This is a genomic window from Flavobacterium sp. IMCC34852, from assembly GCF_030643905.1.
Classification (GTDB): domain Bacteria; phylum Bacteroidota; class Bacteroidia; order Flavobacteriales; family Flavobacteriaceae; genus Flavobacterium; species Flavobacterium rivulicola.
The window spans coordinates 1,895,200-1,919,431 of record NZ_CP121446.1 but is presented as its reverse complement, the minus strand read 5'-3'; the positions used below and the strand labels follow the sequence as shown (position 1 = coordinate 1,919,431).

Annotated in this window: 23 protein-coding genes; 3 read left to right on the top strand and 20 right to left on the bottom strand. The window is 36.2% G+C overall.

The annotated features are described in order from the left end of the window. Positions 1–69: 69 nt before the first annotated feature. From P7V56_RS08305 to P7V56_RS08245, 13 genes are all read right to left on the bottom strand, one after another. Entirely contained in the window at positions 70–771 is a 702-nt protein-coding gene (locus tag P7V56_RS08305) for a response regulator transcription factor (protein ID WP_171223106.1), read from the bottom strand. Between the two features lie 10 nt (positions 772–781). Next, entirely contained in the window at positions 782–2,365 is a 1,584-nt protein-coding gene (locus P7V56_RS08300; RefSeq protein WP_171223107.1) for a sensor histidine kinase, read from the bottom strand. A gap of 64 nt (positions 2,366–2,429) precedes the next feature. After that, positions 2,430–3,020, bottom strand: coding sequence for a dephospho-CoA kinase (coaE, locus tag P7V56_RS08295; RefSeq protein WP_171223108.1), 591 nt, complete (start codon positions 3,018–3,020; stop codon positions 2,430–2,432). Further along, positions 3,017–4,021, bottom strand: a complete 1,005-nt coding sequence (locus tag P7V56_RS08290; RefSeq protein ID WP_171223109.1) for a glycosyltransferase family 2 protein — start codon at positions 4,019–4,021, stop codon at positions 3,017–3,019. Before P7V56_RS08290 ends, coaE begins: the two co-directional genes overlap by 4 nt. 89 nt (positions 4,022–4,110) lie before the next feature. Further along, positions 4,111–6,774 (bottom strand): T9SS type A sorting domain-containing protein, encoded by a 2,664-nt coding sequence (locus P7V56_RS08285; RefSeq protein ID WP_171223110.1) that lies wholly within the window; start codon positions 6,772–6,774, stop codon positions 4,111–4,113. Between the two features lie 103 nt (positions 6,775–6,877). Further along, the gene (fabV, locus tag P7V56_RS08280; protein WP_171223111.1) at positions 6,878–8,071 is read right to left on the bottom strand and encodes an enoyl-ACP reductase FabV; all 1,194 of its coding nucleotides are present in this window, start codon (positions 8,069–8,071) and stop codon (positions 6,878–6,880) included. Positions 8,072–8,137: 66 nt separating this feature from the next. Then, the gene (gene recN, locus P7V56_RS08275; protein ID WP_171223112.1) at positions 8,138–9,790 is read right to left on the bottom strand and encodes a DNA repair protein RecN; all 1,653 of its coding nucleotides are present in this window, start codon (positions 9,788–9,790) and stop codon (positions 8,138–8,140) included. Between the two features lie 41 nt (positions 9,791–9,831). Further along, positions 9,832–10,719 (bottom strand): type IX secretion system protein PorD, encoded by an 888-nt coding sequence (porD, locus tag P7V56_RS08270; protein WP_171223113.1) that lies wholly within the window; start codon positions 10,717–10,719, stop codon positions 9,832–9,834. Next, positions 10,703–11,920 (bottom strand): bifunctional phosphopantothenoylcysteine decarboxylase/phosphopantothenate--cysteine ligase CoaBC, encoded by a 1,218-nt coding sequence (gene coaBC / locus P7V56_RS08265; RefSeq protein WP_171223114.1) that lies wholly within the window; start codon positions 11,918–11,920, stop codon positions 10,703–10,705. The genes porD and coaBC overlap by 17 nt, the downstream gene beginning before the upstream one ends. 5 nt (positions 11,921–11,925) lie before the next feature. Further along, positions 11,926–12,246, bottom strand: coding sequence for a DNA-directed RNA polymerase subunit omega (locus P7V56_RS08260; RefSeq protein ID WP_121313610.1), 321 nt, complete (start codon positions 12,244–12,246; stop codon positions 11,926–11,928). Positions 12,247–12,253: 7 nt separating this feature from the next. Beyond that, positions 12,254–13,048: an outer membrane protein assembly factor BamD gene (locus P7V56_RS08255; protein ID WP_171223115.1), complete on the bottom strand. Its 795-nt coding sequence runs from the start codon at positions 13,046–13,048 to the stop codon at positions 12,254–12,256. Positions 13,049–13,157: 109 nt separating this feature from the next. Next, positions 13,158–14,042: a 4-hydroxy-tetrahydrodipicolinate synthase gene (dapA, locus tag P7V56_RS08250; protein WP_171223116.1), complete on the bottom strand. Its 885-nt coding sequence runs from the start codon at positions 14,040–14,042 to the stop codon at positions 13,158–13,160. 1 nt (position 14,043) lies between these two features. Next, positions 14,044–14,562, bottom strand: a complete 519-nt coding sequence (locus P7V56_RS08245) for a DUF6913 domain-containing protein (protein WP_171223117.1) — start codon at positions 14,560–14,562, stop codon at positions 14,044–14,046. Between the two features lie 48 nt (positions 14,563–14,610). Here P7V56_RS08245 and P7V56_RS08240 point away from each other — a divergent pair, with 48 nt between their 5' ends. Then, entirely contained in the window at positions 14,611–15,390 is a 780-nt protein-coding gene (locus P7V56_RS08240) for a 5'-nucleotidase C-terminal domain-containing protein (protein WP_171223118.1), read from the top strand. A 1-nt stretch (position 15,391) separates the two neighbouring features. Further along, entirely contained in the window at positions 15,392–16,306 is a 915-nt protein-coding gene (locus tag P7V56_RS08235; protein ID WP_171223119.1) for a bifunctional metallophosphatase/5'-nucleotidase, read from the top strand. On the opposite strand, the gene P7V56_RS08230 is transcribed toward P7V56_RS08235, so the two are convergent. The 6 genes from P7V56_RS08230 to rpsF all read right to left on the bottom strand — a co-directional run bounded on the left by P7V56_RS08230 (position 16,292) and on the right by rpsF (position 20,819). Then, a complete protein-coding gene (locus tag P7V56_RS08230; protein ID WP_171223120.1) occupies positions 16,292–16,975 on the bottom strand; it encodes a hypothetical protein in 684 nt (227 codons plus the stop codon). The two genes, P7V56_RS08235 and P7V56_RS08230, sit on opposite strands and share 15 nt — an antisense overlap. A gap of 79 nt (positions 16,976–17,054) precedes the next feature. Further along, positions 17,055–19,052 carry an NAD-dependent DNA ligase LigA gene (gene ligA, locus P7V56_RS08225; protein WP_171223121.1) on the bottom strand — a complete coding sequence of 666 codons (1,998 nt, stop codon included), beginning with the start codon at positions 19,050–19,052 and terminating at the stop codon, positions 17,055–17,057. Between the two features lie 75 nt (positions 19,053–19,127). Beyond that, positions 19,128–19,601, bottom strand: coding sequence for a DUF6495 family protein (locus tag P7V56_RS08220; RefSeq protein ID WP_171223122.1), 474 nt, complete (start codon positions 19,599–19,601; stop codon positions 19,128–19,130). 66 nt (positions 19,602–19,667) lie between these two features. Beyond that, on the bottom strand, positions 19,668–20,108 hold the full coding sequence (gene rplI, locus P7V56_RS08215; RefSeq protein WP_171223123.1) for a 50S ribosomal protein L9: 441 nt from the start codon (positions 20,106–20,108) through the stop codon (positions 19,668–19,670). Between the two features lie 64 nt (positions 20,109–20,172). Further along, positions 20,173–20,469, bottom strand: coding sequence for a 30S ribosomal protein S18 (rpsR, locus tag P7V56_RS08210; RefSeq protein ID WP_131476582.1), 297 nt, complete (start codon positions 20,467–20,469; stop codon positions 20,173–20,175). A gap of 5 nt (positions 20,470–20,474) precedes the next feature. Beyond that, positions 20,475–20,819 carry a 30S ribosomal protein S6 gene (gene rpsF, locus P7V56_RS08205; protein ID WP_171223124.1) on the bottom strand — a complete coding sequence of 115 codons (345 nt, stop codon included), beginning with the start codon at positions 20,817–20,819 and terminating at the stop codon, positions 20,475–20,477. Positions 20,820–21,007: 188 nt separating this feature from the next. On the opposite strand from rpsF, the gene P7V56_RS08200 reads away from it, so the two are divergent. Then, positions 21,008–21,703 (top strand): LytR/AlgR family response regulator transcription factor, encoded by a 696-nt coding sequence (locus P7V56_RS08200; RefSeq protein ID WP_171223125.1) that lies wholly within the window; start codon positions 21,008–21,010, stop codon positions 21,701–21,703. A 6-nt stretch (positions 21,704–21,709) separates the two neighbouring features. Here the strand turns inward: P7V56_RS08200 and priA are convergent, their stop codons facing one another. After that, the gene (gene priA, locus P7V56_RS08195) at positions 21,710–24,160 is read right to left on the bottom strand and encodes a replication restart helicase PriA (protein WP_171223126.1); all 2,451 of its coding nucleotides are present in this window, start codon (positions 24,158–24,160) and stop codon (positions 21,710–21,712) included. Between the last annotated feature and the right edge of the window lie 72 nt (positions 24,161–24,232).

The following is a 24,232-nucleotide window of genomic DNA, read 5'->3' as shown; positions in this document are numbered from 1 at the left end:
AAAAAGATAGAATGGAAAGCCGGAAACAGCTCCAAAAAAAAAATCCCCGTCAAATGACAGGGATTCAATTTATTTCTTCACCACCAAACGGAAACCTTCGCCGTGGATGTTGAGGATTTCAACGTTTGGATCTTCTTTGAGGTATTTACGCAATTTGGCGATGTAAACGTCCATACTTCTTGAAGTGAAATAGTTATCTTCTCTCCAAATTTTGGTTAAGGCCAATTCTCTCGGCATTAAGTCGTTTTCGTAAATCGCCATCATTTTTAATAAATCAGACTCTTTTGGTGACAATTTGATAGGTTCGTCGTTTTCGAATTTCAAATAACGCAACTTAGAATTCAAAAGAAACTTCCCGATTTGGAACTCAAATTTGGCCGGTTCATTTTTAGTCTCTGCAGCTTTTCTTTGGATGATGGCTTTGATTTTCATCAGTAAAACATCAGAGTCAAACGGTTTGTTTAGATAATCGTCAGCCCCAACTTTGTAGCCTTTCATCACGTCTTCCTTCATGGATTTTGCCGTTAGGAAAATCAAAGGCACGTCTTTGTTTTTTTCTCTGATTTCTTTGGCCAAGGTGTAACCGTCTTTGTAAGGCATCATGACATCCAAAATACACAAATCGTAATTATCTTTTTTGAATTTTTCGAAACCTTCCATGCCGTTTTTGGCTAAAGTAACATCGAAATCGTTGAGTGTTAAGTATTCCCTTAACACGATTCCGAAGTTCTGGTCATCCTCGACTAAAAGTATTTTTTTATTTGCTTCCATAGTATTTTTTTTAATTTATGAGTGGGACTTTAATTATAAATGTACTTCCTTTTCCTTTTTCACTTTCTACGAAAATTTGACAATTGTGGTCGTCAAGTATTCGTTTTACATAGGCCAATCCTAATCCGTGGCCTTTTACATTGTGCAAATCACCGGTGTGTTCGCGGTAAAATTTTTCAAATATTCTTTTTTGAGCAGCTTTGGTCATTCCGGCGCCTTGGTCTTTAATTTTGACAATAACAAACTCCTTTACATTCTCGGTATAGATATCTATAACGGGATTATTGGGAGAATATTTTATGGCGTTGTCTAAAATATTAACAAAAACGTTGGTAAAGTGAACATCATTCAGCAAAACCGTTGTTCTGGTGGCATCAAAATGAGTAGTTATACTACCGTTTCTGTCATCTATGATGAGATTTACGTGGTCGATAGCGTCTTCAATTATACCATGTATATCGTTTGATTCCTTATTGATTTCTAATTCTCTTTTTTCCAATTTGGAGATTCGCAATACATTCTCCACCTGGGCATGCATTCTTTTGTTTTCATCCCTTATCATTTGGAGATAACGATAAATCTTTTCTTTATCCTCAATTACTTTAGGGTTTTTAATAGCATCTAAAGCCAAGTTTATCGTTGCAATGGGTGTTTTAAACTCGTGTGTCATGTTGTTAATGAAATCGGTTTTGATTTCAGAAATCTGACGTTGCTTGATTAATTGGTTTAACGCACTCGAGTAAGCTATTATTATGATTAGCGTGAATACGATAGACAATATGCAAATTCCGATTAACTCTGAGAATAAGAATTTCTTTTTCTGTGGAAAAGTGACCAACAACTGGTATTTGTTATTGCCGTCATTATCAATAAAAATCGGGATAGAATAAGTTGAAGCCTTTTCGTATCTGAATCGTTCCGATTTTACTTTTGTGGCTAAACCGTTGCTGTAGATATTATACTCAAAAGGTGTTTTAACACCATATTGGTTGAGCTCATCAGACAATAGCTTTTGTAATTTTTCATTACTAATTCTTTCCTGAATTGGTCTTAAAGCAGCTATGTCTTTGTAAAAAATTTCAAACTGAGCATTGTCCAGTATTTCAGCACGGCCTTCTTTTTCAATTTTTATATCGGGCGATTGATTTTGCTTGATAGAGGAATTGTCAATATCATCAGTATAAATCTCTGTTTTCCGTTTGGCGGTATAGTTTTTAATTTCTCTTAAACTATCCATTTTTCTGTCAAAGAACGATGAGTTAATGCCGTAATCTTCAGATATAATGCTATTGGAATAGACAATCATCTCATTGGTTCTGGAATCTCTTTGGTAATATCCAAATTCTAAAAAATCGCTTTTATCAGGAACTTTTCCGGTACTGTCTATGACATTATTGTACTGTTCAAAATACGTGTAAGCTTCACTTTTTTGCAATTTTTCAGCAACGTTTCCAAGAACTTGTTTGACATGAAATTTAAATTGTTCTTCATTGTTTTCAAAGGATTTGTCAAACCAATACACTTGAACAAGAATTATACCTATTAAGGATAAACTCATTAAGATGACTAGTAAACGAAAAAACAATTTATTCATTAAACAAATTTAGTATTTTAACATTTATACAATAAATACATTAACCAAACATTAACATCTCAAGTTAATATTGTTGATTTTTTAATAAATCAAGAATATTATCCACTTGATTTTTAGTGTCTTCCACGGATATATTGTGAATTACAAAATGGCTTTTCGCTATTTTTTGTTCTTCAGACCACTGGTTTTTCATTCGGCTTAAAACACTTTCTCGATTTGTTTTATCGCGTTCGATAACCCGCTGTAAACGAGTCTCTAAAGGTGCCGTTACAGTAATAATGGTGTCACAATCTTTATAGCTTCCGCTTTCAAATAAAATGGCGGCTTCTTTTATGACCAATGGGAATTTTTGATGATTTTTCAACCAAATATCGAAGTTTTGTTTAACAAGTGGATGAATGAGAGTATTGAGCTTTTGAAGTGCTTCAGAGTTGTTAAATACCCTTTCGGCCAATTTTGCCCGGTCGATTTTATGGTTCGTTATAATTTCATTTCCAAAGATGTTGGCCACTTTCTGAATTACCGTAAGATCTTCCATTATTTTTTTGGCCTCATCATCAGCGATGTATACCGGAATCCCTTTGGACTTGATATAATTAGCCACTAACGTTTTTCCGCTGCCAATACCGCCGGTAAGTCCGATTACTTTTGTCATGACTTGGTTTTAAAAAATAATTCAGGAAAAGCCACTTCGGGCTTTTGCTTTTGAAGTTTAATTTTGATGTACGATTCTAAGAATCCTCTACCATAACCAGAGAATTGTTTTGTAACCGCAATTACAGATAAAAACCCGATTTCAGGATTTTTAGTTTGCAAGGTAGCAAAGACAAAAATTAATATATAATAAAAAGCATAACATAAAACCGGAAAGGTTATACCTAAAAGGAACAAAAAAATTGAAATTGAAAACCCTATTATAAATAAGGTTGGAAAGAAAAAAGTCAGCTTACTGTATTCGGGATACCAACTGTCTAATATTGGTCGGGCTTTGCCGAATTTATTGACTTGAACAGAAAATTTTTCCCAATCAATTCTTCGCTTATGATACACAAATGCTTTTGAAAACAACCTTGTTTCAAAACCTAATTTCCATAATCTTATGGATAAATCAGGATCTTCTCCGGGATGAATATTCCCAAACCCATTTGAGGCTTCAAATGCTTTTTTGGATATTCCCATATTAAAACTTCTGGGCTGAAATTTATTTAACTTTTCCGAACCACCGCGTATTCCTCCGGTAGTCAAGAAAGAAGTCATTGCAAAATTGATTGCCTTTTGGATATTTGAAAATGATTCTAATGCCGCATCGGAACCTCCAAAACAATCTACATAATTCAAAGTTAATTCTTTTTCAACTTCAGTCAAATACTGTTTCGGAATGATACAATCTGAGTCAAAAATGATAAAGTATTGTCCTTTGGCCATTCGCATTCCAAAGTTTCTCGAATCACCCGGGCCGCTGTTTTCTTTGTAATAATAAGATATATTAAGTTTACTCCTAAAGGCATCAATCTCTTCTCCACACGGAATTGAAGAACCGTCCTCAACAATTACAATTTCGAAGTTTTTATCATAATCGGAAAGACACAGACTTTCCAAAAGTTCATTGATTTCATCAGGTCTGTTATAAACCGGAATTATAATTGAAAAATACATCGCTTAAATTTTAACAAAGATAAGTTTTATACCAAAGAAAAACCACCTAAAATTTAGGTGGTTTTAAACAATTATAAAGCAATTAGAACTTATTCTTTTATCACTTTGATGGTTTTAATCTGATTGTCTGCTGTTACTTTTACAATATAAGTACCGCTGGCTAAGTTAGACATATCAACTTGACCTTGATTAGCACCAATAGTATTAGCAATCATTTTTTGTCCTAATAAATTGTAAACTTCTACATTAGAAATCGCTTGACTGTAAGACAAATTCAATACATTCTTAACCGGGTTAGGATAGTAAGAGAAACTGGCGTTGTCAAAAGTTGCTCCCGATAAAGAAGCATCATAAGCAGAAATACTGTAAGAACCGGTTGTACCGTTATATCCGAACAATCTAATCAAAAGAGTTGCACCAGGTGTTTGACCGGTTAAAGCCAATCTGGTAAGTCCAAATGCTGTTTCAGGCGAACCATCATCGTCACAATTTACGGCAACCAAAGCATTACAATCACCTGAATAAACTTGAATAACCGTATCCATACCGGCACCACCAACAGCTGTTGTAGAAGTTTCAATTGTTAAAGTACCTGATGCAGGAACAACAACACTATACCAAACATCTTTTCCACTTGTAGTAAAATTAAAGTTTCCACAACTTGGGTTTGGTGTTTGGGTACTTAAAGTAGAAGCAATATTAGACGAGTCAATATCATAATCACCAAAAACACCTCCTGCAGTCAAAGCAATAGCACCTGAACATTCGTCGTTAGCCGGAGCCGGAGCCGGAGTTACAGTTAAGACACCACTACCGAAAGTAGCCCCATCCCAGAAATTACCATTGTTTGGCGGAGATGCATTGATACCACCATAAACAAACGGACCACCGTTTAAAGTAAATCTTGTAGCGTAATAATAAGTTCCCGGCGCTAAAGCAGTTCCTATTACAGCTTGATATTCGTCATCGTTACCCGCTTCAACATTGAAAGTGGCAGGAATCCATGTAGTCCATGTATTTGGATTTGAATTATCACCAACAGGGCTAATTCCTACCCATGCAAGTACACCAGGTGCTTGCCCTGAAGTAGTATCTGTAAGACCCGGTTCATAAACTCTTCCGTAAACAGTTGTATTACCACCTTGTACAATCGAAGCGGTTGGTGGCCATTGTAAGTTTGCATAATCAACTGTATCTGTTGGTTGAGCCTCTGTTGTAAAACTCCAAATCGAACAGCCTATTGCTTCACCTGCTGCATTTCTGGCGATAACTTGCCAATAGATGGTAAAACTGTATTCACCAACAGGGCCAACATTAGGAATGGTGGTCGTAGTAAAATTACCTCCAAAAACTAAATTGTCTACAGCAGTTCCAGTATAAACATCGTAAGATGTTGCAGGATCACCTGTTGTAGGAGCAGTCCAAGACAAATCAAAAGTAGCAAAAGCAGGTACAGTAGTACTTCCGTCAGCAGGAACCGGAGCTGTTGCACAACCCGGAAGCACTGCAGCCGTAGTACAAACTATTCTTCTTTCTCTTGCTGTTGTTGAAGTTCCGCAAGCAGCATCAGTATGAATGTAAAATCGTACTGTACCATTGGCAGTTGGTGTATAAACAACACTACCGGTTCCTACTGCAAATGCAGTTAAACCATCTGCCGAAGTTATAGTTAAATAATCTGTAGCAATAGATGTTGAAAAAGTATAAGTATTGGCTGAGAATACTTCAACATTAGAATACTCTCCTGCCCATGCATCATCAATTGGCACATTAACTGTGGTGCCATCACATGTATCTGCAGTTAAAGTTTCTGTTGGGTATAAATTTCCTGTCAGACACAATACACCACAAATTACATTGGTAGTTCTATCAGCATCTTCGGTACCGCAAGCAGGATTAGTGTTGATATGCACTCTAATGTTACCGGTTACAGTAGATACCCAAGTAAGTGGTTGTGTACCAAAAGCTGCCGCTGAGGCTCCATTATCTGTACTAATTGTAAAATAGTCAGTAGGAACAGAACTTGTAAACTTATAAGTCTGACCGTTAGTTACAGCTACTGTAAAATAATCACCAGCATAAGATACATCAGACACCTGATTTGGTGTTAAACCATCACAAGTACTAGGTGTAAAAACACCTGAAGGAAAGTTAAATCCAGTTAAACATGGTGGTGGTATAGATTGTAAAACCGGAGAATTAAAACAAAAACCCCAGTTCCAAGAACCGCCGTCAGGATTATCGTCATATGCGATACGATATTTGAAACCTGACAATTGAGTCGGAGTAAAAGAAGCTATGTTAAGGATAGACGTTGTATAAGCAGTCTTTGGAATACTACAAAACAAATCAGTAACCGTAGTATTGTTACCCGGAATATTTCCACCCCAAGCTACCCAAGCAGCAGTATCTGCATTCCAATATTCAAAACGCAAAACATCCGGAGCTAAATAACGGTATCCGTATTGAACATCTACTTTTAATAATGTTTCCCCTGCAGTAAATGCCGGAGTTAAATCAATAACCGGTGATTCAGCGGCAATGTTATCCGCACTAGGATTACCGGCATCATCATCATCAAAAGCAAAGTTTGCTGTAGATGTCGGATTTGATTCTAAAGCTCCGACTGCAGCACTGTAAGTTCCCGTAACTGTCCAAGCCGGATTAGGCCAACCCGCATTTTGGTTCAGTACTTGGGCATTTATTTGCCATAAAGAGAACAAGGCAAATAACATTAAGTAATGTTTTTTCATTTGTTAAAGATTAAAAGTTAATTGTCCATAAAGGTATAGTAAATAAAAAAAACTCACAAATATTTGTGAGTTTTTATATCATTTTATGGAATGAATAACAGTTTTAATTAACAATACTTGGTATCTGTGTCATCTCATTTGCTTCAGCTGTGTAATCCACTCCTTCAAAACCGAAACCGAATAAGTTTAAGAAGTCTTGCTTGTAACCGGCTAAATCTCCTATCTCCGGTAAGTTTTCTGTGGTTGCAGTTGCCCACAACGCTTTCACTTTTGCTTGAATATCATCACGCATTTCCCAATCATCAATTCTGATTCTGCCTTTGTCATCAGTAGGAACTGCTGCATTGGTATAAAGTCTGTCCGCAAAAAGTCGCTGGATTTGCTCAATACAACCTTCGTGAACGCCTTCGGCTTTCATTATTTTATACAACAAAGAAATGTAAAGTGGAATAACCGGAATAGCAGAACTGGCTTGGGTTACCAATGCTTTGTTAACCGAAACATAGGCCTTTCCCCCTAAAGAATTTAAACTGTCTGTGATTTCAAAAGCAGTAGCTTCCAGATGATCTTTGGCCCTACCGATTGTTCCTTTTCTGTAAACTGCTTCGGTTACTTCCGGTCCGATGTAAGAATAGGCAATGGTTGTTGCTCCTTGAGCCAAAACACCGGCATTTTTTAAAGCCTCCATCCACATTGACCAATCTTCTCCACCCATAACTACAACAGTATTGTCTATATCTTCTTGGTTGGCGGGTTCAATAGAAACCTGACTCACATTTCCGGTATGGAAATCAACTGTTTTATTGGTAAATGTACTTCCAATAGGTTTTAGAACTGAACGGTGTAAAACACCGGTTACAGGATGCATACGAACCGGTGAAGCCAAACTGTAAATTACCATATCCACTTGACCTAAATCGGCTTTAATTAAATCGATTGTTTTTTGTTTTACCTCGTTAGAGAAAGCATCTCCATTGATACTTTTGGCATACAAGCCTGCTTTTTGTGCTTCTTGCTCAAAAGCAGCAGAATTATACCAACCCGGTGTGGCTGTTTTGCCTTCTGCAGGTTCTTTTTCAAAGAAAACACCAATCGTCGCGGCATTGGAACCAAAAGCAGCCGTAATTCTTGAGGCCAAACCAAAACCGGTAGAAGCACCAATCACTAATACTTTTTTGGCTCCCTCAATAGTTCCTTTAGATTTTACATAACTAATTTGATTTTTAACGCTTTGTGCACATCCATCCGGGTGAGCCGTTAAACAAATAAACCCGCGCATTCTTGGTTCTATAATCATATGTTGTGAAATTAAGTTGTCTGTATATTAAAATTAAAGTGGTACAAAAATAATAAATTAAAACGGTTAGTTCAGTAACGCTTTGGCATGATTCAATGCCGAATCAGAAATATCTTTTCCCGAAAGCATTTCGGCAATTTCTATGATTCGTTCGTCATTGGTCAACAATTTTAATTCGGATACCGTATTCTCACCCAAAACCGTTTTAAAGACTTTATAGTGAGTGTTGCCTTTGGCGGCAATTTGCGGTAAATGGGTAATAGCAAAAACTTGCATGGTCTGACTCATGCCACGCATAATTTCTCCCATTTTATTGGCAATTTCTCCCGAAACTCCGGTGTCGATTTCGTCAAAAATAATCGTCGGCAATTTCGAATATTGGGATAAAATCGATTTTACGGCCAACATAATTCGGGACATTTCACCGCCTGAAGCCACTTTTTTCAGTAAGCCAAAATCAGTTCCTTTATTGGCGGAAAACAAGAACTGCAGACCGTCTTTTCCGTTGCTATGATAGTTGGATGTAGGCGTTATCTCAATTTTGAAACGAACATTGGGCATGCCTAACAAATTGAGAGTCTCAATCAGTTTGCTGCTGAGATTCGGAATGGCTTCACTCCTACTTTGAGATATTTTTGCCGCAATGGTATCCAATTGCACTTCAAAATTCTTGAGACTGTTTTCCAATTTTATAATTTCCTCTTCCAAAGAAACAACCGACACTACTTTGCGCTCTAAATCATTTTGAATGTCAATTAATTCCTCAACCGTTTGCACTTGATGTTTCTTCAGCAAACCATATATCAATTGTAGTTTCTGATTGAGGAGTTCTAATTTTTCAGGATCATTAAAAACCAATTCCGATTCGCGATTGAGTTCTTTAACAATGTCATCCAACTCAATTAACACCGAATTGGTTCTTTCAAAAAGCGATTCATATTCAATTGAAAAAGAAGCGTTTTTTTGAAGAACAGATTTGAATTCTTTTAGGTTTTTCAACAAACCAAATTCGTCTTCATTGGCCAAAGCCAGGAGCGTCGAAAGATTTTCCTTGATGAACTCAACATTATTGAGCGCTTCATAACTCTTTTCGAGTTCTTCCAATTCTCCTACTTTTAAGTTAGCTGAATGTAATTCGTTAAACAAAAACTCGTTATAATCTTTCTCCTTCAGAATAGCAGACAAACTGGTTTTCTTGGCTTCAAGAGATGATTTAGCCTCGCGATATTGTTTTAAAATTGACGAATAGTCATTTCTCAAAACTTGATTATCCGCAATGGCATCTATGATTTTAAACTGGTATTCTTCTTCAGATAATTCTAAAGTTTGGTGCTGCGAATGCACATCGATTAGATAAAAACTTAAGTCTTGCAATTGCTGCAAATTGACCGGACTGTCATTGACAAAAGCCCTCGATTTTCCGGAAGGCAGAATTTCTCTTCTGATGATGGTTTCTTCTTCATAATCCAAATCATTGGCTTCGAAGAAAGCTTGCAAGTCATATTTTCCGAGAGCAAAATTGGCTTCCACTATACATTTTTCTTCTTTGTTTTTAAGCGAAGTTAAATCGGCTCTTTTACCCAGAACCAAGCCTAATGCTCCGAGAAGTATAGATTTTCCGGCTCCGGTTTCACCCGTAATAATTGAAAAACCGGTAGAAAAATCAATGTTTAATTTTTCAATTAAGGCAAAATTTTCAATCGAAAGCGAAGTAATCATGTGCGGAAAATGTAGTACAGTTTAAGTAGTAAAGATACTAATTATAACTTGATGGTTGCCCATTTGCTTGAATTGAGCGGAGAAATTCTGTTCAAAGTATCAATAGTACCCGATACGGCTACTTTAGGTCCGCCGGAAAGTATGGAAACAATCTCATCGCCTTTGGCATCAAAAAAAACTCTGGTCAAAAAAGCGTTGGAACGCACTTTATAAATACCACTCAAAGTCGTTATCGATTCCATGATTTTTTCTTTGGAAGCTTTTAAGTCTTTGGTCATATTGTCTAATCCTTCTCTATGGTATTGGTACATCGCCTCTCTAAAAGCGTCATAAGTACCCGACATCATGTCACTAATTAAAAAGAAACGATTTTGGTTACCATCGGCTTGACTCCAACCCTTATAACCGCTTTGCTGGGCGACGGTCATGATTTGCTGAGCAACATCAAACCAAGGTTTTCCCCCATTTAATGAATAAGTATCAGCATCAAGACCAAGAATCATATAACTGTAAAAAGCTAAAACAGAAACCAAATTAGAATCAAAATTCGCCGGATTAAAAAGCAAGTTTTCGAATTCTACATAACGAAAAGAAAAGTCTTTGTCATTGTAATTAAAAACCGGAGAGGAATAAGTAGAATTAAAAATCGGTCGGGAAGATTCTACTTGAATCGTAGCCGTAAATTGGTTGGAATCATAGCTGTTTAAGATGATTACCATGGAGCAATTTATCTTTTCGTTTTGGCTTAAAGATTCTCCGGTCCAATCGGTTTTATTGACAAACTCGCTGATCGATTTTTCTAAATTCTTAAAAATCTGATTGTTGGTACTGGCAATTTTATCAGAATTAACCTGAACCGAACAGTTCAATTGTTGTGCATTGGCCAATCCAACCAAAAAGAATAAAAGAAAACTAGCTGTTTTTTTCATAATGTGTAATTACTTTAGTCATAATATCATCCGCTACAGCTTCTTTAGATTTTAACGGCATGGGTTCAATTACAAAATCTTTATCTATAAAAGTAATTTTATTCGTAGAAGTTGCAAAACCGGCGCCTTTGTCTTGAAGCGAATTTAAAACAATCAAATCTAAGTTTTTTTTCCGGATTTTCAACTTGGCATTTTCAATTTCATTTTCAGTTTCCAAAGCAAAACCAATCAGGAATTGTTTTTGTTTAATTTGTCCCAATGAGGCTAAGATGTCTTTTGTTTTTTCCAATTCGATAGAGAATTCAGCATCGGACTTCTTAATCTTTTGATCTGCCGCAACTTTTGGCCTGTAATCGGCTACAGCGGCAGCGCAAATGGCCACATCTATCGCACCGAAATATTGATGGCAAACATTGTACATTTCTTGAGCCGAAGTTACTCGGATTAAATTAATAACGGAATTATTGGTTTTTAAGTGTGTTGGTCCTGAAATTAAAATTACTTCAGCACCTAGATTGGCAGCACTTTCAGCAATATCAAAACCCATTTTACCGGAAGAATGATTGCCGATAAACCGAACCGGATCAATAGCTTCATAAGTTGGTCCGGCGGTTACCATGATTTTTTTACCGCGCAACGGCAATCGACTTTCCAAATCTTTTTCTAAAAACGCAATGATGTTTTCGGGTTCTGCCATTCTACCTTCACCGGATAAACCGCTCGCTAATTCACCGCTTTCAGCAGGTATCATGATGTTGCCGAATTTTTGCAAAAGGGAAAAACTAGCTATTGTAGACTGATGTTTGTACATATCCAAATCCATGGCCGGAGCAAAGTAAACCGGACATTTAGCGGATAAATAAGTAGCGATTAAAAGGTTGTCACAGTTGCCATTCGCCATTTTGGAAAGTGTATTGGCTGTGGCCGGGGCAATGAGCATCAAATCGGCCCAAAGTCCTAATTCCACATGATTGTTCCATTGGGCATTATCCTCTTCGTCATTGTAAAAGGAAGAATGAACAGGATTTTTGGAAAGTGTGGATAAGGTTAACGGTGTTACAAAATCCTTAGAAGCCGGTGTCATGACCACTTGGACCTGTGCACCGGCTTTTATAAATAATCTGACTAACGAGGCTGTTTTGTAGGCGGCAATTCCTCCGGAAACGCCGAGTAGTATTTTTTTACCGCTTAAAACAGACATCGGAATTAGTCTTTTGTAGTATCTCTGTAGTAAATTTTGTCATCAAGCCATTCTTGAACAGCCAATGCATGTGGTTTTGGTAACTTTTCGTAGTATTTAGAAACTTCAATTTGTTCTTTGTTTTCAAAGATTTCTTCTAAACTATCGTTGTAAGTAGCAAACTCTTCTAATTTCTCGGTCAATTCCTTTTTGATTTCAGAATTGATTTGGTTTGCTCTTTTAGCCATTATTGTTATTGCCTCGTAAACATTGCCGGTACGCTCTTCAATTACAGTTTTATTGTAAGTGATTGTGTTAACCGGTGCATTCGTCTTTTTTAAATCCATGACTTTTTTATTTAGTAAATTGTTTTAAATCGGTTTCAATTCTAGCCAACATTTCATCAGCTTTTGCTTTGTAATGTGTATCTGCTTTGTGTTTAATTAAGCTATTGTATGCTGCTTTGGCGTTGTTCAAACGCTCTTCCATTTTTGAAGGCACGCTGTTGATGGCCAGTTTGAAAGCAGAATCTAACTTGTAAAACAAAGCATCTTCTTTGTAAGGTGTTCCAGGATAATTGATTATAAAATTATCAAAAGCTACCATAGCCGCTTTGTAATCGGAAATGTTGTTGTAAATTTTAGCATTCTCATAAGCTTTTTTCTCCAGCTTTTCTCTTAACACTTTGGCTATTGTATTGGCTTCTGTCAAATATTGTGACTCCGGATAAATATCAATAAAATTTTGCAGCTTTTCAATGGCTTTGTAAGTATCGATTTGATCTAAACTGTAAACAGGAGATAATTTAGAAAAGCATTTAGCACCTAAAAACAGTGCTTCTTCCATTTTTTCACTTTTGGGATAACTCGCTGCAAAGCTTTCAAATTGATAACCGGCCAAATAAAATTGATTGGTTTTGTAAAGTGATTGAGAATACATGTAAAACATTTTCTCTGCTTGCGGTTTGCCTTTGTAAGCCGGAGCTATTTGTTCAAAAAGTCTGATGGCTTTACCGTATTTTTGAGCATCATACATTTGGGTGGCCATATCGAACTTCACGCCAATATCCTCTGATTTTAATGCTTTTTGGTATTCGTTACAAGACGAAAGAAATACTAATACGGCAAATAGGGCTAAAAATTTCTTCATTATATTGTTTAGGATGGCTGATTTTAAACACATTTTGCGATTAAAAAACCAACTGCAAATTTAGTTATTAATTGTTTACAACAAAATATTTTTTTCGCAGTCGAAAAAACTACATTTTTGAAATTTTATTGGTGAAGTCATACAAGCGATTGGCCAAATTTTCATCTACATTGACCAAAGGCAAACGAACTGTATTCTCTGATAATCCCAAGGATTTAAAGACCTCTTTTATTCCCGCCGGATTACCTTGTTCAAAAATCATATCAATAGCATCGGCTAAAAGATAATGCAGCTTGTAGGCTTCCTCTACTCTTTTGTTTAATCCCAAATGCACCATCTCTGAAAATTGCTTCGGAAAACCTTCTGCAATAACCGAAATAACGCCCGCGCCTCCGGCTAAAATCATGGGCAAGGTAATCATGTCATCGCCTGAAATTACCAAGAAATCTTTGGGCTTGCCTTGAATCAATTTCATGGCTTGAACAATATCACCTGCAGCTTCTTTGACCGCTACAACATTTTTGAAATCATTGGCCAAACGAATGATAGTGGAAGGTAACATATTACTGGCTGTTCTTCCGGGAACATTGTATAAAATAACGGGAATAGGCGAAGCTTCAGCAATGGCTTTAAAATGCTGGTAAATTCCTTCCTGAGTTGGTTTGTTGTAATAAGGAGAAACCGAAAGTATGGCTACGAAATCTGAAAAATCTCTCGACTTTAATTCGGCCACTACTTCTTGGGTATTGTTACTTCCGACACCTAAAACCAAAGGCAATCTTCCTTTATTGGCTTCCACGATTGTCTTTATTACCAATTCTTTTTCGTCTTTAGACAAAGTAGCGGTTTCTGCTGTAGTTCCTAAAACGACTAAATAGTCGATTCCGTTGTCAACTTGAAAGTTAACAATCGATTTAAGCGCCTCAACATCGACAGAAAAATCTTTTTTGAATGGGGTAACAAGGGCAACTCCGGTGCCAATTAGTGCTTGCATTTTAAATTTTGTTTAGAATTTTTAAATATTTAAATAGTTCGTCTGTGAAGACTTTGTAATTTTCTGCATTGGTATTAATCATAAAGTGATTCAGCCTTTTGTCGATGGAAGCAAAACCTACTTTAAATCCGGCTTTTGATTGATGAGACACTAACAAAAGGGCAACTTTCTCGGTGTCATAATAATTGATTAACAAATCAAACGGTTCGTTTATAAAATCTTTAACTTCTTTTTTATCAACTGTTCCGTGCCAACTCAAATCTCTATGACTAAAGGTAGGATAATCAAAGACTTCATTCTTTTTAATTTTGTTTTTAAAAACCAAAACCTTAACATCGCTTTCCGCAATTCCGTTTTGAATCAATTCTTTAACCAAAGCTTCTCTTTCGTAAAAGTAGGTTTCATCAAAAATAATCCCGACAGTTTTGATTACGCTGTCTGAAGTCAAATGTTTTACATTTGATAAACTATTCTTGACAATTTTTTTTGTTGAAAAATCCTTTAAGTAATTTAAAAACATACTACTTTTACTTGAAATACAAAACTACTAAAATTAGTGCCAAAAGCGATGGTAAAACTAAAAAACTATAACGTTGTATTAAAACATTTTGTTTTATTATTAACATTTACAAGCCTTATTTCCTGCGCAGAAAAAAAATACCACATCACCCGCATTGAAGGCAAAGAAATTGCCATTACTGATAAGCATTCCGAAGTAGCTGACATTGAAAACTTTATCAAACCCTACCGCGATAATATCGACAAAGATTTGAGTATGGTTTTGGCCAATGCTCCGGAAACCATTGATAAATCGGGTGAATGGCAAACGCCAATGGGCAATTTTTTATCCGATATTACTTTGGCGAAAGCCAATCCCATTTTTGAAAAAAGAGAACAAAAATCAATTGACATTTGTTTGCTTAACCATGGCGGTATTCGAACTATTATTTCTAAAGGTGATGTAACTGCCCGTAATGCTTATGAAATCATGCCTTTTGAAAACAGCGCTATAGTAGTTGGTTTAAAAGGAGAACAAATCCTCGAAATAGTCAATTACCTCATTACGGAGAAAAAGCCTCATCCGATGAAAGGAATCACTTTTACCATTGCTAAAGACAAGCAGCCAAAAGATATTTTGGTAAACGGTAAACTTTTAGACAATGACAAGGTTTACTATGTAGTGACTTCCGATTATTTAGTCAACGGTGGCGACAACATGCTTTTCTTTAAAAAAAGCGTGGCTAAGTATGACTTAGATTATAAACTCCGAAACATCATTATTGATTATTTCAAAGAAAATAAAATCATTACTGCCGGTAAAGACATCAGAATCAGCAAAGAATTGTAAGATGAAAAGAAGAGATTTTATACAAAAAACAGCGGCAAGCTCAGCATTATTAGGACTTGGTGTTCTTTCGTTGAGCAGTTTCAAAACAGCAAATACCAAACAGCTTACGGTTTTGCACACCAACGATGTTCACAGTTATATTGATCCGTTTCCGGCCAATCATCCGAAGAACCCAAATATGGGCGGTGTGGCGAGAAGAGCTGCCTTAATAGCAAGTATTCGCCAAGAAAATCCCAATGTCTTGTTGCTTGATGCCGGTGATATTTTTCAAGGAACGCCTTATTTTAATTACTACGGAGGTGAATTGGAATTCAAACTGATGAGCATGATGCAATATGACTTGGCCACTATCGGAAACCACGACTTTGACAACGGAATCGAAGGTTTGTATGCGCAATTACCCCATGCCGGTTTTGAGTTTGTTTCTGCCAATTACGATTTTAAAAACACTATAATGAACGGTCATGTAAAACCATACAAAATCCTTGACAAAGACGGAATTAAAGTTGGCGTCTTTGGTCTTGGTGTCGGTTTAGACGGTTTGGTAGATAAAAAAAATTACAAAGAAACCATCTACAATGATCCGTTGACTGTAGCACAAGATATGGCCCGAGTTTTAAAACAGGAAAAAAAATGTGATTTAGTTATTTGCCTTTCACATCTTGGCTACAAATACAAAGATGATCCGGAAAAGATTTGCGATACCAAACTCGCTACGCTTACCAAAGACATCGACTTAATCATTGGCGGTCACACACATACTTTTCTTGACAAACCGACTGTATTAAAAAACAGTGAAGGGCAAGATGTTTTGGTCAATCAGGTAGGTTGTTACGGGATTAATTTGGGCCGAATTGATTTTTACTTCGAAAATGACAAATCCTTATCTGTCAATGGAAAATCAATTGTGGTTTGATTTCTCGGCTATAATTACGTATTTGTAGAAAGAAAAGAAAGCCAGAGTATTAAAAGTCATGGCCAAAGGTCTGAATAACATTTGAAATTCATTGACTAAGAAATACTTCTCAATAAAGACCGTAAACTGCAACATCACAAAAAGCAATACTGATATCAATAACACTGAGTTTTGTTTGTTATCATTCATCACATAACTGGAAAGCGCAATACCGGCGAACAATGAGATCAGTATATTTTGTAAAATCAATAAGTAAAAACTATTGGACGGGATTTCATTGGTTTCAATAAATAAATAGAAGAAAATCAATAGAAAAGGCACCGTAGCAATAACAATCGGGATAAAGTCTTTTACTTTTTGCAGGGAAAAAATCAGGTATATAATTACAATTCGATGAATGGTAAAGATGATTAAAGCATAATAAAGACAAGCAGGCGTATTGGGAATAAACAATATATTGACCACCATAGAAAGCAATAAAACAATCACAAACACAGGATTCTTTTGGGTAGAGCTAGTAAGATATATCACTACTAAAAGTAGCGGAATCAAAGGTTTTAATGAACAAATAAATGGAGTATACGCTAAGTATTCTGAAACAATTTCAAAAAAAGCTACGATAAAAAAGCAAAAAGTTAATGCCTTTACGATACTGTCCTTTTTAAACATAAAAATCATTTTTGATAATTAAAATTAACACAAAAAATAATACCAAATGATTTAAAGTCAATAAAATACGTTTTAACAGCTAAGAAATCATAGTTAAAAAGTCGTCTTCTGAAATAATCGGGACTTTTAGTTGGTTGGCTTTTTCCAATTTGGCCGGACCCATATTATCACCCGCAACCACAAAATCAGTTTTAGCCGAAATAGAACTGCCGACTTTTCCGCCGTTATCTTCAATGGCTTTTTTCAAATCGTCACGTGAGAATTTTTCAAATACACCGGAAACAACAAAGATTTTACCAACTAATTTATCTGTAGCATTCGGATTGTGGACTTCAATCATTTCCATTTGAACGCCATATTGTTTTAAACGCTCAATGATGCGAACATTTTCTTCATTCTCAAAGAATTCAATGACACTTTGGGCAATCTTCTCTCCTATTTCATCCACTAAGATTAAATCCATCAAAGAAGCACTTCGGATGGCATCAATGGTCTTGTAATATTTGGCTAATTTCTTAGCTACGGTTTCTCCAACATAACGAATTCCTATCGCATACAACACTCTTTCAAACGGTACTTCTTTTGATTTCAGAACACCATTGACTAAATTCTCAGCCGATTTCTGCGCCATACGATCTAAAGGCAAAATTTGCTCCACCGTTAGTTCGTATAAATCAGCATAATCTTTTACTAAACCATTGTTGTAAAGTAAAGCGACAGTTTCTCCACCCAAACCTTCAATATCCATGGCTTTACGAGAAATAAAATGCTGAATTCTACCTATAATTTGTGGTGGACAACCATAAAAGTTGGGGCAATAATGATTGGCTTCGCCTTCCAATCTGACCAGTTCCGAATTACATTCCGGACAATGAGAAATGTATTGCGTTCTTTCTGATGCCGGATTTCTTTTGGATAAATCAACGGCAATAATCTTCGGAATGATTTCGCCTCCTTTTTCAACAAATACGGTATCGCCTAATCTGATGTCGAGTTTTTCAATTTGATCAGCATTGTGCAAAGAAGCCCTTTTGACAATAGTTCCGGCCAATTGAACCGGCTCTAAATTAGCCACAGGAGTAATCGAACCGGTTCGGCCGACTTGATACGAAATCGAATTGAGTTTGGTAGAAACTTGTTCGGCTTTGAATTTATAAGCCATGGCCCAACGCGGTGATTTAGCCGTATAACCCAATTCATCCTGATGTTGGAAACTATTCACCTTAATTACAACACCATCGGTTTCGTAAGGCAAGTGGTGTCGGTGTTCGTCCCAATAATTGATGTATTCGAAAACTTCGGCCAAACTATTGGCTAATTTGGCTTCTTTCGGGACTTTGAAACCCCAACTTCTGGCGGCTTCTAAACCTTCAAATTGGGTTTTGATGTTGAGATTATTCCCTACAATAAAGTACAGCAAACATTCTAAAGGTCTTTTAGCTACTTCACTGCTGTCTTGTAATTTCAAACTACCGGAAGCAGTATTTCTTGGATTGGAATAGGGTGTTTCGCCTATTTCAATCAGCTCTTGGTTCATTTTTTCGAATCCTTCAAAAGGGAGAATGATTTCTCCGCGAATGTCGAAACGTTCCGGGAAACTTCCTTTTAATTGAAGCGGAATCGATTTAATCGTTTTGATATTATTGGTCACATCATCGCCTTGAAAACCGTCACCACGAGTCACGGCGCGTAAGAGTTTTCCGTTTTCATAGGTAATAGAAATCGAAGCACCGTCGTATTTTAATTCACAAGTATATTGTAATGGCACATTGCCTAAAACTTTCTGGATTCGGGTTTCCCAATCGATTAAATCTTCTTTGGAATAGGAATTGTCCAACGAATACATGCGATAGTCGTGCACGACTGTTTGGAAGTTTTTGGTAATCGTACCGCCCACTCGTTGCGTTGGAGAGTTTTCATCAAAGCATTCCGGATGTTGATTTTCTAACTCTTGAAGTTGTTTTAGTTTTTGGTCAAATTCAAAGTCGGAAATTGTTGGTTGGTCCAACACATAATAATTGTGGTTGTGTTGGTTGAGTTCGTCGCGTAAATCCTGAATGATTTTGGGAATATCCATAAAAAGAAATTGGCTATACTAGTTGCAAATTGTGTGCACTAAAATAGCCAATATTTTTGAAAAAGGAATAAACTTTTACGCTTGAATTATTCCGTTGATTTGCAAGTACAATTGTCCGTCACTCAAGATAGCGCCTTGGGTAATCAAATCAAAAATCGCGGTATTTCGCTCTTGGTCATATTCTTTTTTACCCAAATGGATTTCTACAGTGTCGGTAAACAAATTATCGCTTAGCCATTGCAAGCCTTCTTTTTCCATAAAATTCACTTCCGGTTCCAAAGCTTTCAAAACGATAGACTGGATTAATTTTTCCTGACAGTGAAAAAGGAATATGTGATTTTTGGAGAAATGCTCTAAATATTGGGCATTGGTCAAAACGCCTTCCCAGATTAGATCAGAGAAAACGTCTAATTCTTGTTCGGCCACTTCGGGCTTATGGATTTTAATGGAATCCCATTCTGTTTTATCTATAGATTGCGTGGCCAAGAAGTTACTGAACTCTTGGTGTAAAGCTTCGAATTGTTCTTTGGTGAGTCTTTTGTATTTCATTCTAAAAAATTTATTAAAAAAAAATCCCGACTTACATCGGGACTTTTCATACTGTATATCGAAATATTATTTCTCAGCTACAATTTCGTATGGTAATTCGATTACTACTTCTCTGTGTAATCTCACAGTAGCAGCATATTTACCGGTACGTTTTACCACACCTGAAGTGATAAATTTTCTGTCGATTGGTTGACCGGCAGCTTCTAAAGCAGCAGCAATGTCAATGTTAGTAATCGAACCGAATAATTTTTCACCACCGGCTTTGGCAGTAATTTTAATTTCTAAAGCTTTTAAGGCTTCAGCTAATTTTTTAGCGTCATCAACAATTTTAGCTTCTTTGAAAGCTCTTTGTTTTAAGTTTTCAGCTAAAACTTTTTTGGCAGAAGGTGTTGCCAATTGAGCAAACCCTTGCGGGATTAAATAATTACGACCGTAACCGTTTTTTACTGTTACTACGTCATCTTTAAATCCTAAATTTTGAACGTCTTGTTTTAAGATCAATTCCATGTTGTTGTCCTTTATTAGAGAAGTTAGGTTTCTGTTACGAAAACCAACAACTATTGTTTAATTATTATTTTAATAAATCGGCCACGTATGGCATTAAAGCTAAGTGACGTGCTCTTTTCACAGCTACAGACACTTTTCTTTGGTACTTTAATGAAGTTCCGGTTAAACGTCTTGGTAAAATTTTACCTTGCTCGTTTACGAATTTCAATAAGAAGTCAGGATCTTTGTAGTCTACATATTTGATTCCTGATTTTTTGAAACGACAATACTTTTTAGTTTTGTTGGTTTCGATGTTTAAAGGCGTTAAATATCTGATATCTCCGTCTTTTTTTCCTGAAGCTGATTGTTGCAAATTTGCCATAATGATTAAGCTTTAGAGGTTTCTTTTAATTTAGCTCTTCTTCTTTCCGCCCAAGAGATTGCGTGTTTGTCTAAACTCACCGTTAAGAAACGCATTACTCTTTCGTCACGTCTGAACTCAGTTTCAAAAGCAATTAATACTTCCGGTGTTACTTGGAATTCAAATAAATGGTAAAAACCACTTTTTTTGTTTTGGATTTCGTAAGCTAATTTTTTTAAGCCCCAATCCTCTTTAGATACCATCTTTGCTCCTCTTGACGTAAGAAAATCTTCAAATTTGCTTACTGTTTCCTTTACCTGAACTTCAGATAAAACGGGATTTAAGATGAAAACAGTTTCGTAATGATTCATAATAAATTTTGTTAAATTTTAAATTGGGCGCGAAGATATAAAATACTTTTCAATAAACAATCGCGACGCCTCTGAAATCGTCTAAAAGTAAAAAATATCGTTTAAAAGCAAAAAAAATCGACGAAATGTTAGGTGGATTAAAAAAAAGTATCTATTTTTACATCACCAAATCTATAATAAATAATATTATGAAACTAAATTGTGTTGTTGTCGATGATAGTTCTATCCAAAGGATGATCATTGCAAAGTTAGTAAATAATCACCCGAATTTACATTTAGTAGGTGATTTTTCTAATGCAATTGAAGCAAAAAATTGCATGTCGGTTCACACCGTTGATTTAATTTTTCTCGATATAGAGATGCCGGTTATCAGTGGTTTTGATTTCTTAGACGGATTAAAAGTAAAACCCCAAATTATTTTTATCACGTCAAAAGCAGAATACGCTATGAAAGCGTTCGATTATGATGCTACGGACTACCTACAAAAACCGATAGCTTTAGATCGTTTCAATGCTTCTGTTAGAAGAGCAATGGATTTTCATATGCTTAAGAAAGAAAATCAAGAAGAAGAAGGAGAACATATCTTCATTAAAAGTAATCTTAAAAAACTTAAAGTTTACACTAATAAAATTAAGTGGATTGAAGCCTACGGAGATTATGTAAAAGTTGTCACCGAAGACGACAGTAACTTGGTGCTTTCTACCATGAAATCTTTTGAACAAGATTTATCAAAAGAGAAATTTATCAGAGTTCACAAATCTTATATCATTAATATTGATAAAGTAGAACGTTTCAATAGTAAGTTTGCGGAAATTGGGGTTACTAAAATTCCGTTGAGCCGTAACAAAAAAGAAGATTTGATTAAAGCTTTAGCTATTGCTTAAATTTACTCAATAAAAATCGACATTTACAGTAACCTTAATGGCCCTGTATTGCGATACCATCTCAAAACTATTCAGTACTTTCTGGATAGTTTTTTTTGTGCCTTGTAATGGCGTTTCGCTTGGGATTTTTATCATAATCGTACGAATGTATTCATTGCGAATGCGACTAATAGCAGGTTCTTCCGGACCGAGAACAGGAATCGACAAGTTTTGTTGCAAGACTTGGTACAACCACATCGAACCTTCTTTTAATTTATCAAAATCCCGATGCTTCAACGTAAGCTTTATTAAGCGATAAAACGGCGGATAGTAATAAATCTTACGTTCGTACAATTGCTCTTTGTACATGCCTTGATAATCATTATGGGTGACTTGCTGTATAATGTTATGCAACGGATTGTAGGTTTGAATAACCACTTTTCCTCTTTTCTCACTTCGACCGGAACGACCGGCTACTTGGGTCATCATTTGATAACTTCTTTCAAACGCTCTGAAATCCGGATGATATAACATGTTGTCTGCGTTCATGATACCAACTAAAGATACATTGTCAAAATCCAACCCTTTAGCCAACATTTGTGTACCAACCAAAACATCAATTTCTCTATTCTTAAATCCGTCGATGATTTTTTCAAAACTGTATTTACCGCGCGTAGTGTCTTGGTCCATGCGTTTGATGTTCTTGTTCGGAAAGAGTTCGGCCAATTCCAATTCGATTTGCTCGGTGCCGAATCCTTTGGTTTCCAAATCCACACTGGAGCAAGCATGACAATTTGAGGGTTTTGCCATATTATATCCGCAGTAATGACAACGCAATTGGTTCTTGTATTTGTGATAAGTTAAACTCACATCACATTGCGGACATTGCGGCACATGACCACAAGTCATACACTCTAAAACCGGTGAAAAACCACGGCGATTTTGAAATAATATTACTTGTTCGTTATTAGCAAATGCTTCTGTGATTTGTTCGATTAAAGTCAAGCTGAAATGTCCTTTCATTCTTTTTCGGAAATAGCTGTCTTTTAAATCTACCAATTCTATTTCGGGCATTTGGACTTTCCCAAAGCGTTCTTTCAAAGTCACCAAACCAAATTTCCCTGAAGTTGCATTGTAATAGGTTTCGATACTTGGCGTAGCCGAACCCAACAAAACCTTGGATTGATGCGCATGCGCCAAAACTATCGCAGCATCACGAGCATGATATCGCGGTGCCGGATCTTGTTGCTTGAAGGTTGGCTCGTGTTCTTCATCTACTATAATCAACCCTAAATTTGAAAACGGCAAAAACAAGGCTGAACGCGCGCCAATGACAATTTGCGCTTTCTCTGATTGTTGTAAAACATGGTTCCATACTTCTACCCTTTCATTGTTGCTGTATTTAGAATGAAAAACCGCTACTTTATTACCGAAATGTTGCGTCAAGCGCGAAACCAATTGGGTAGTCAAAGCGATTTCGGGCAACAAATACAAGACTTGCTTTCCGACAGCGATGTACTGTTCTATGAGTTTGGTGTAAATTTCTGTTTTGCCGCTGGAAGTTACACCATGTAATAAACAAACCTCTTTTTCTGTAAATACATGCTCAATTTCATCGTGTGCTTTTTGCTGTGCTTCGCTTAAGGTTAATTGGTTTTCCGTTTTATTTTTATCAAAATTGACTCGGTCTTCCTGGATATAATATTCTTCAAAAATACCTTTCTCAATCAATGCTTTTATAATGGCTGCGGATGTTTGAGCAGTTTCGGTTAGTTGTCTGACTGAAATAGGTTTGCGCTCTTTTGCTTGTAATTGAAAATACTGCAGCACCAGATTTTTTCTTTTGTCCGATTTTAAATTGTCTAAAAGCGCAATCAAACTTTCTTCCGATTGATATTGTTGATGCAAACGAATATACCGAATGAGTTTAGGTTTATACACTTCCTGAATTTCTTCTTCTAAAGTGATAATTTTTTTATGAATTAACTTTTGAATGACCGGTAGAACCGTTTTTTTGTTTAGGATGTCCATTATATTTTGAACCTTCAACGAGCTTTGGTGTTGCAAGGCTTCATAAATCAGGAATTCATCATCAGACAATTCGGTTTCATTGACGACGGTGTCTTTTTGTTGGGAAATGATGGTTTCACTTTCCAATAACAAAGCGGAAGGCAAAGCGCCACGATAAACATCGCCAATATTACACATATAATAGGAAGCAATCCAAAACCAATGGTTGATTTGCCACTCATTGACAATAGGCTTATCATCGAGGATTTGATGGATTTCTTTGGCTTCGTAGAGCGTGGGCGCGTTTTGATGCAAATCGATGGCCAGCGCAGTGTAAATTTTGTTTTTACCAAAGGGAACTGCAATTCGCATTCCTTTAGTAATAAAATTATATTCGGTTTCCGAAACCTTGTAAGTAAAGGTTTTAGGTAAGGAAAGCGGAATGATAACTTCAACAAAAAAAGACATTATATATGATTTAAAAAATGCGAATAGTTTGAGTGTTTAACCCCGATGGCACAGCGGGAATTACCTTTAAAA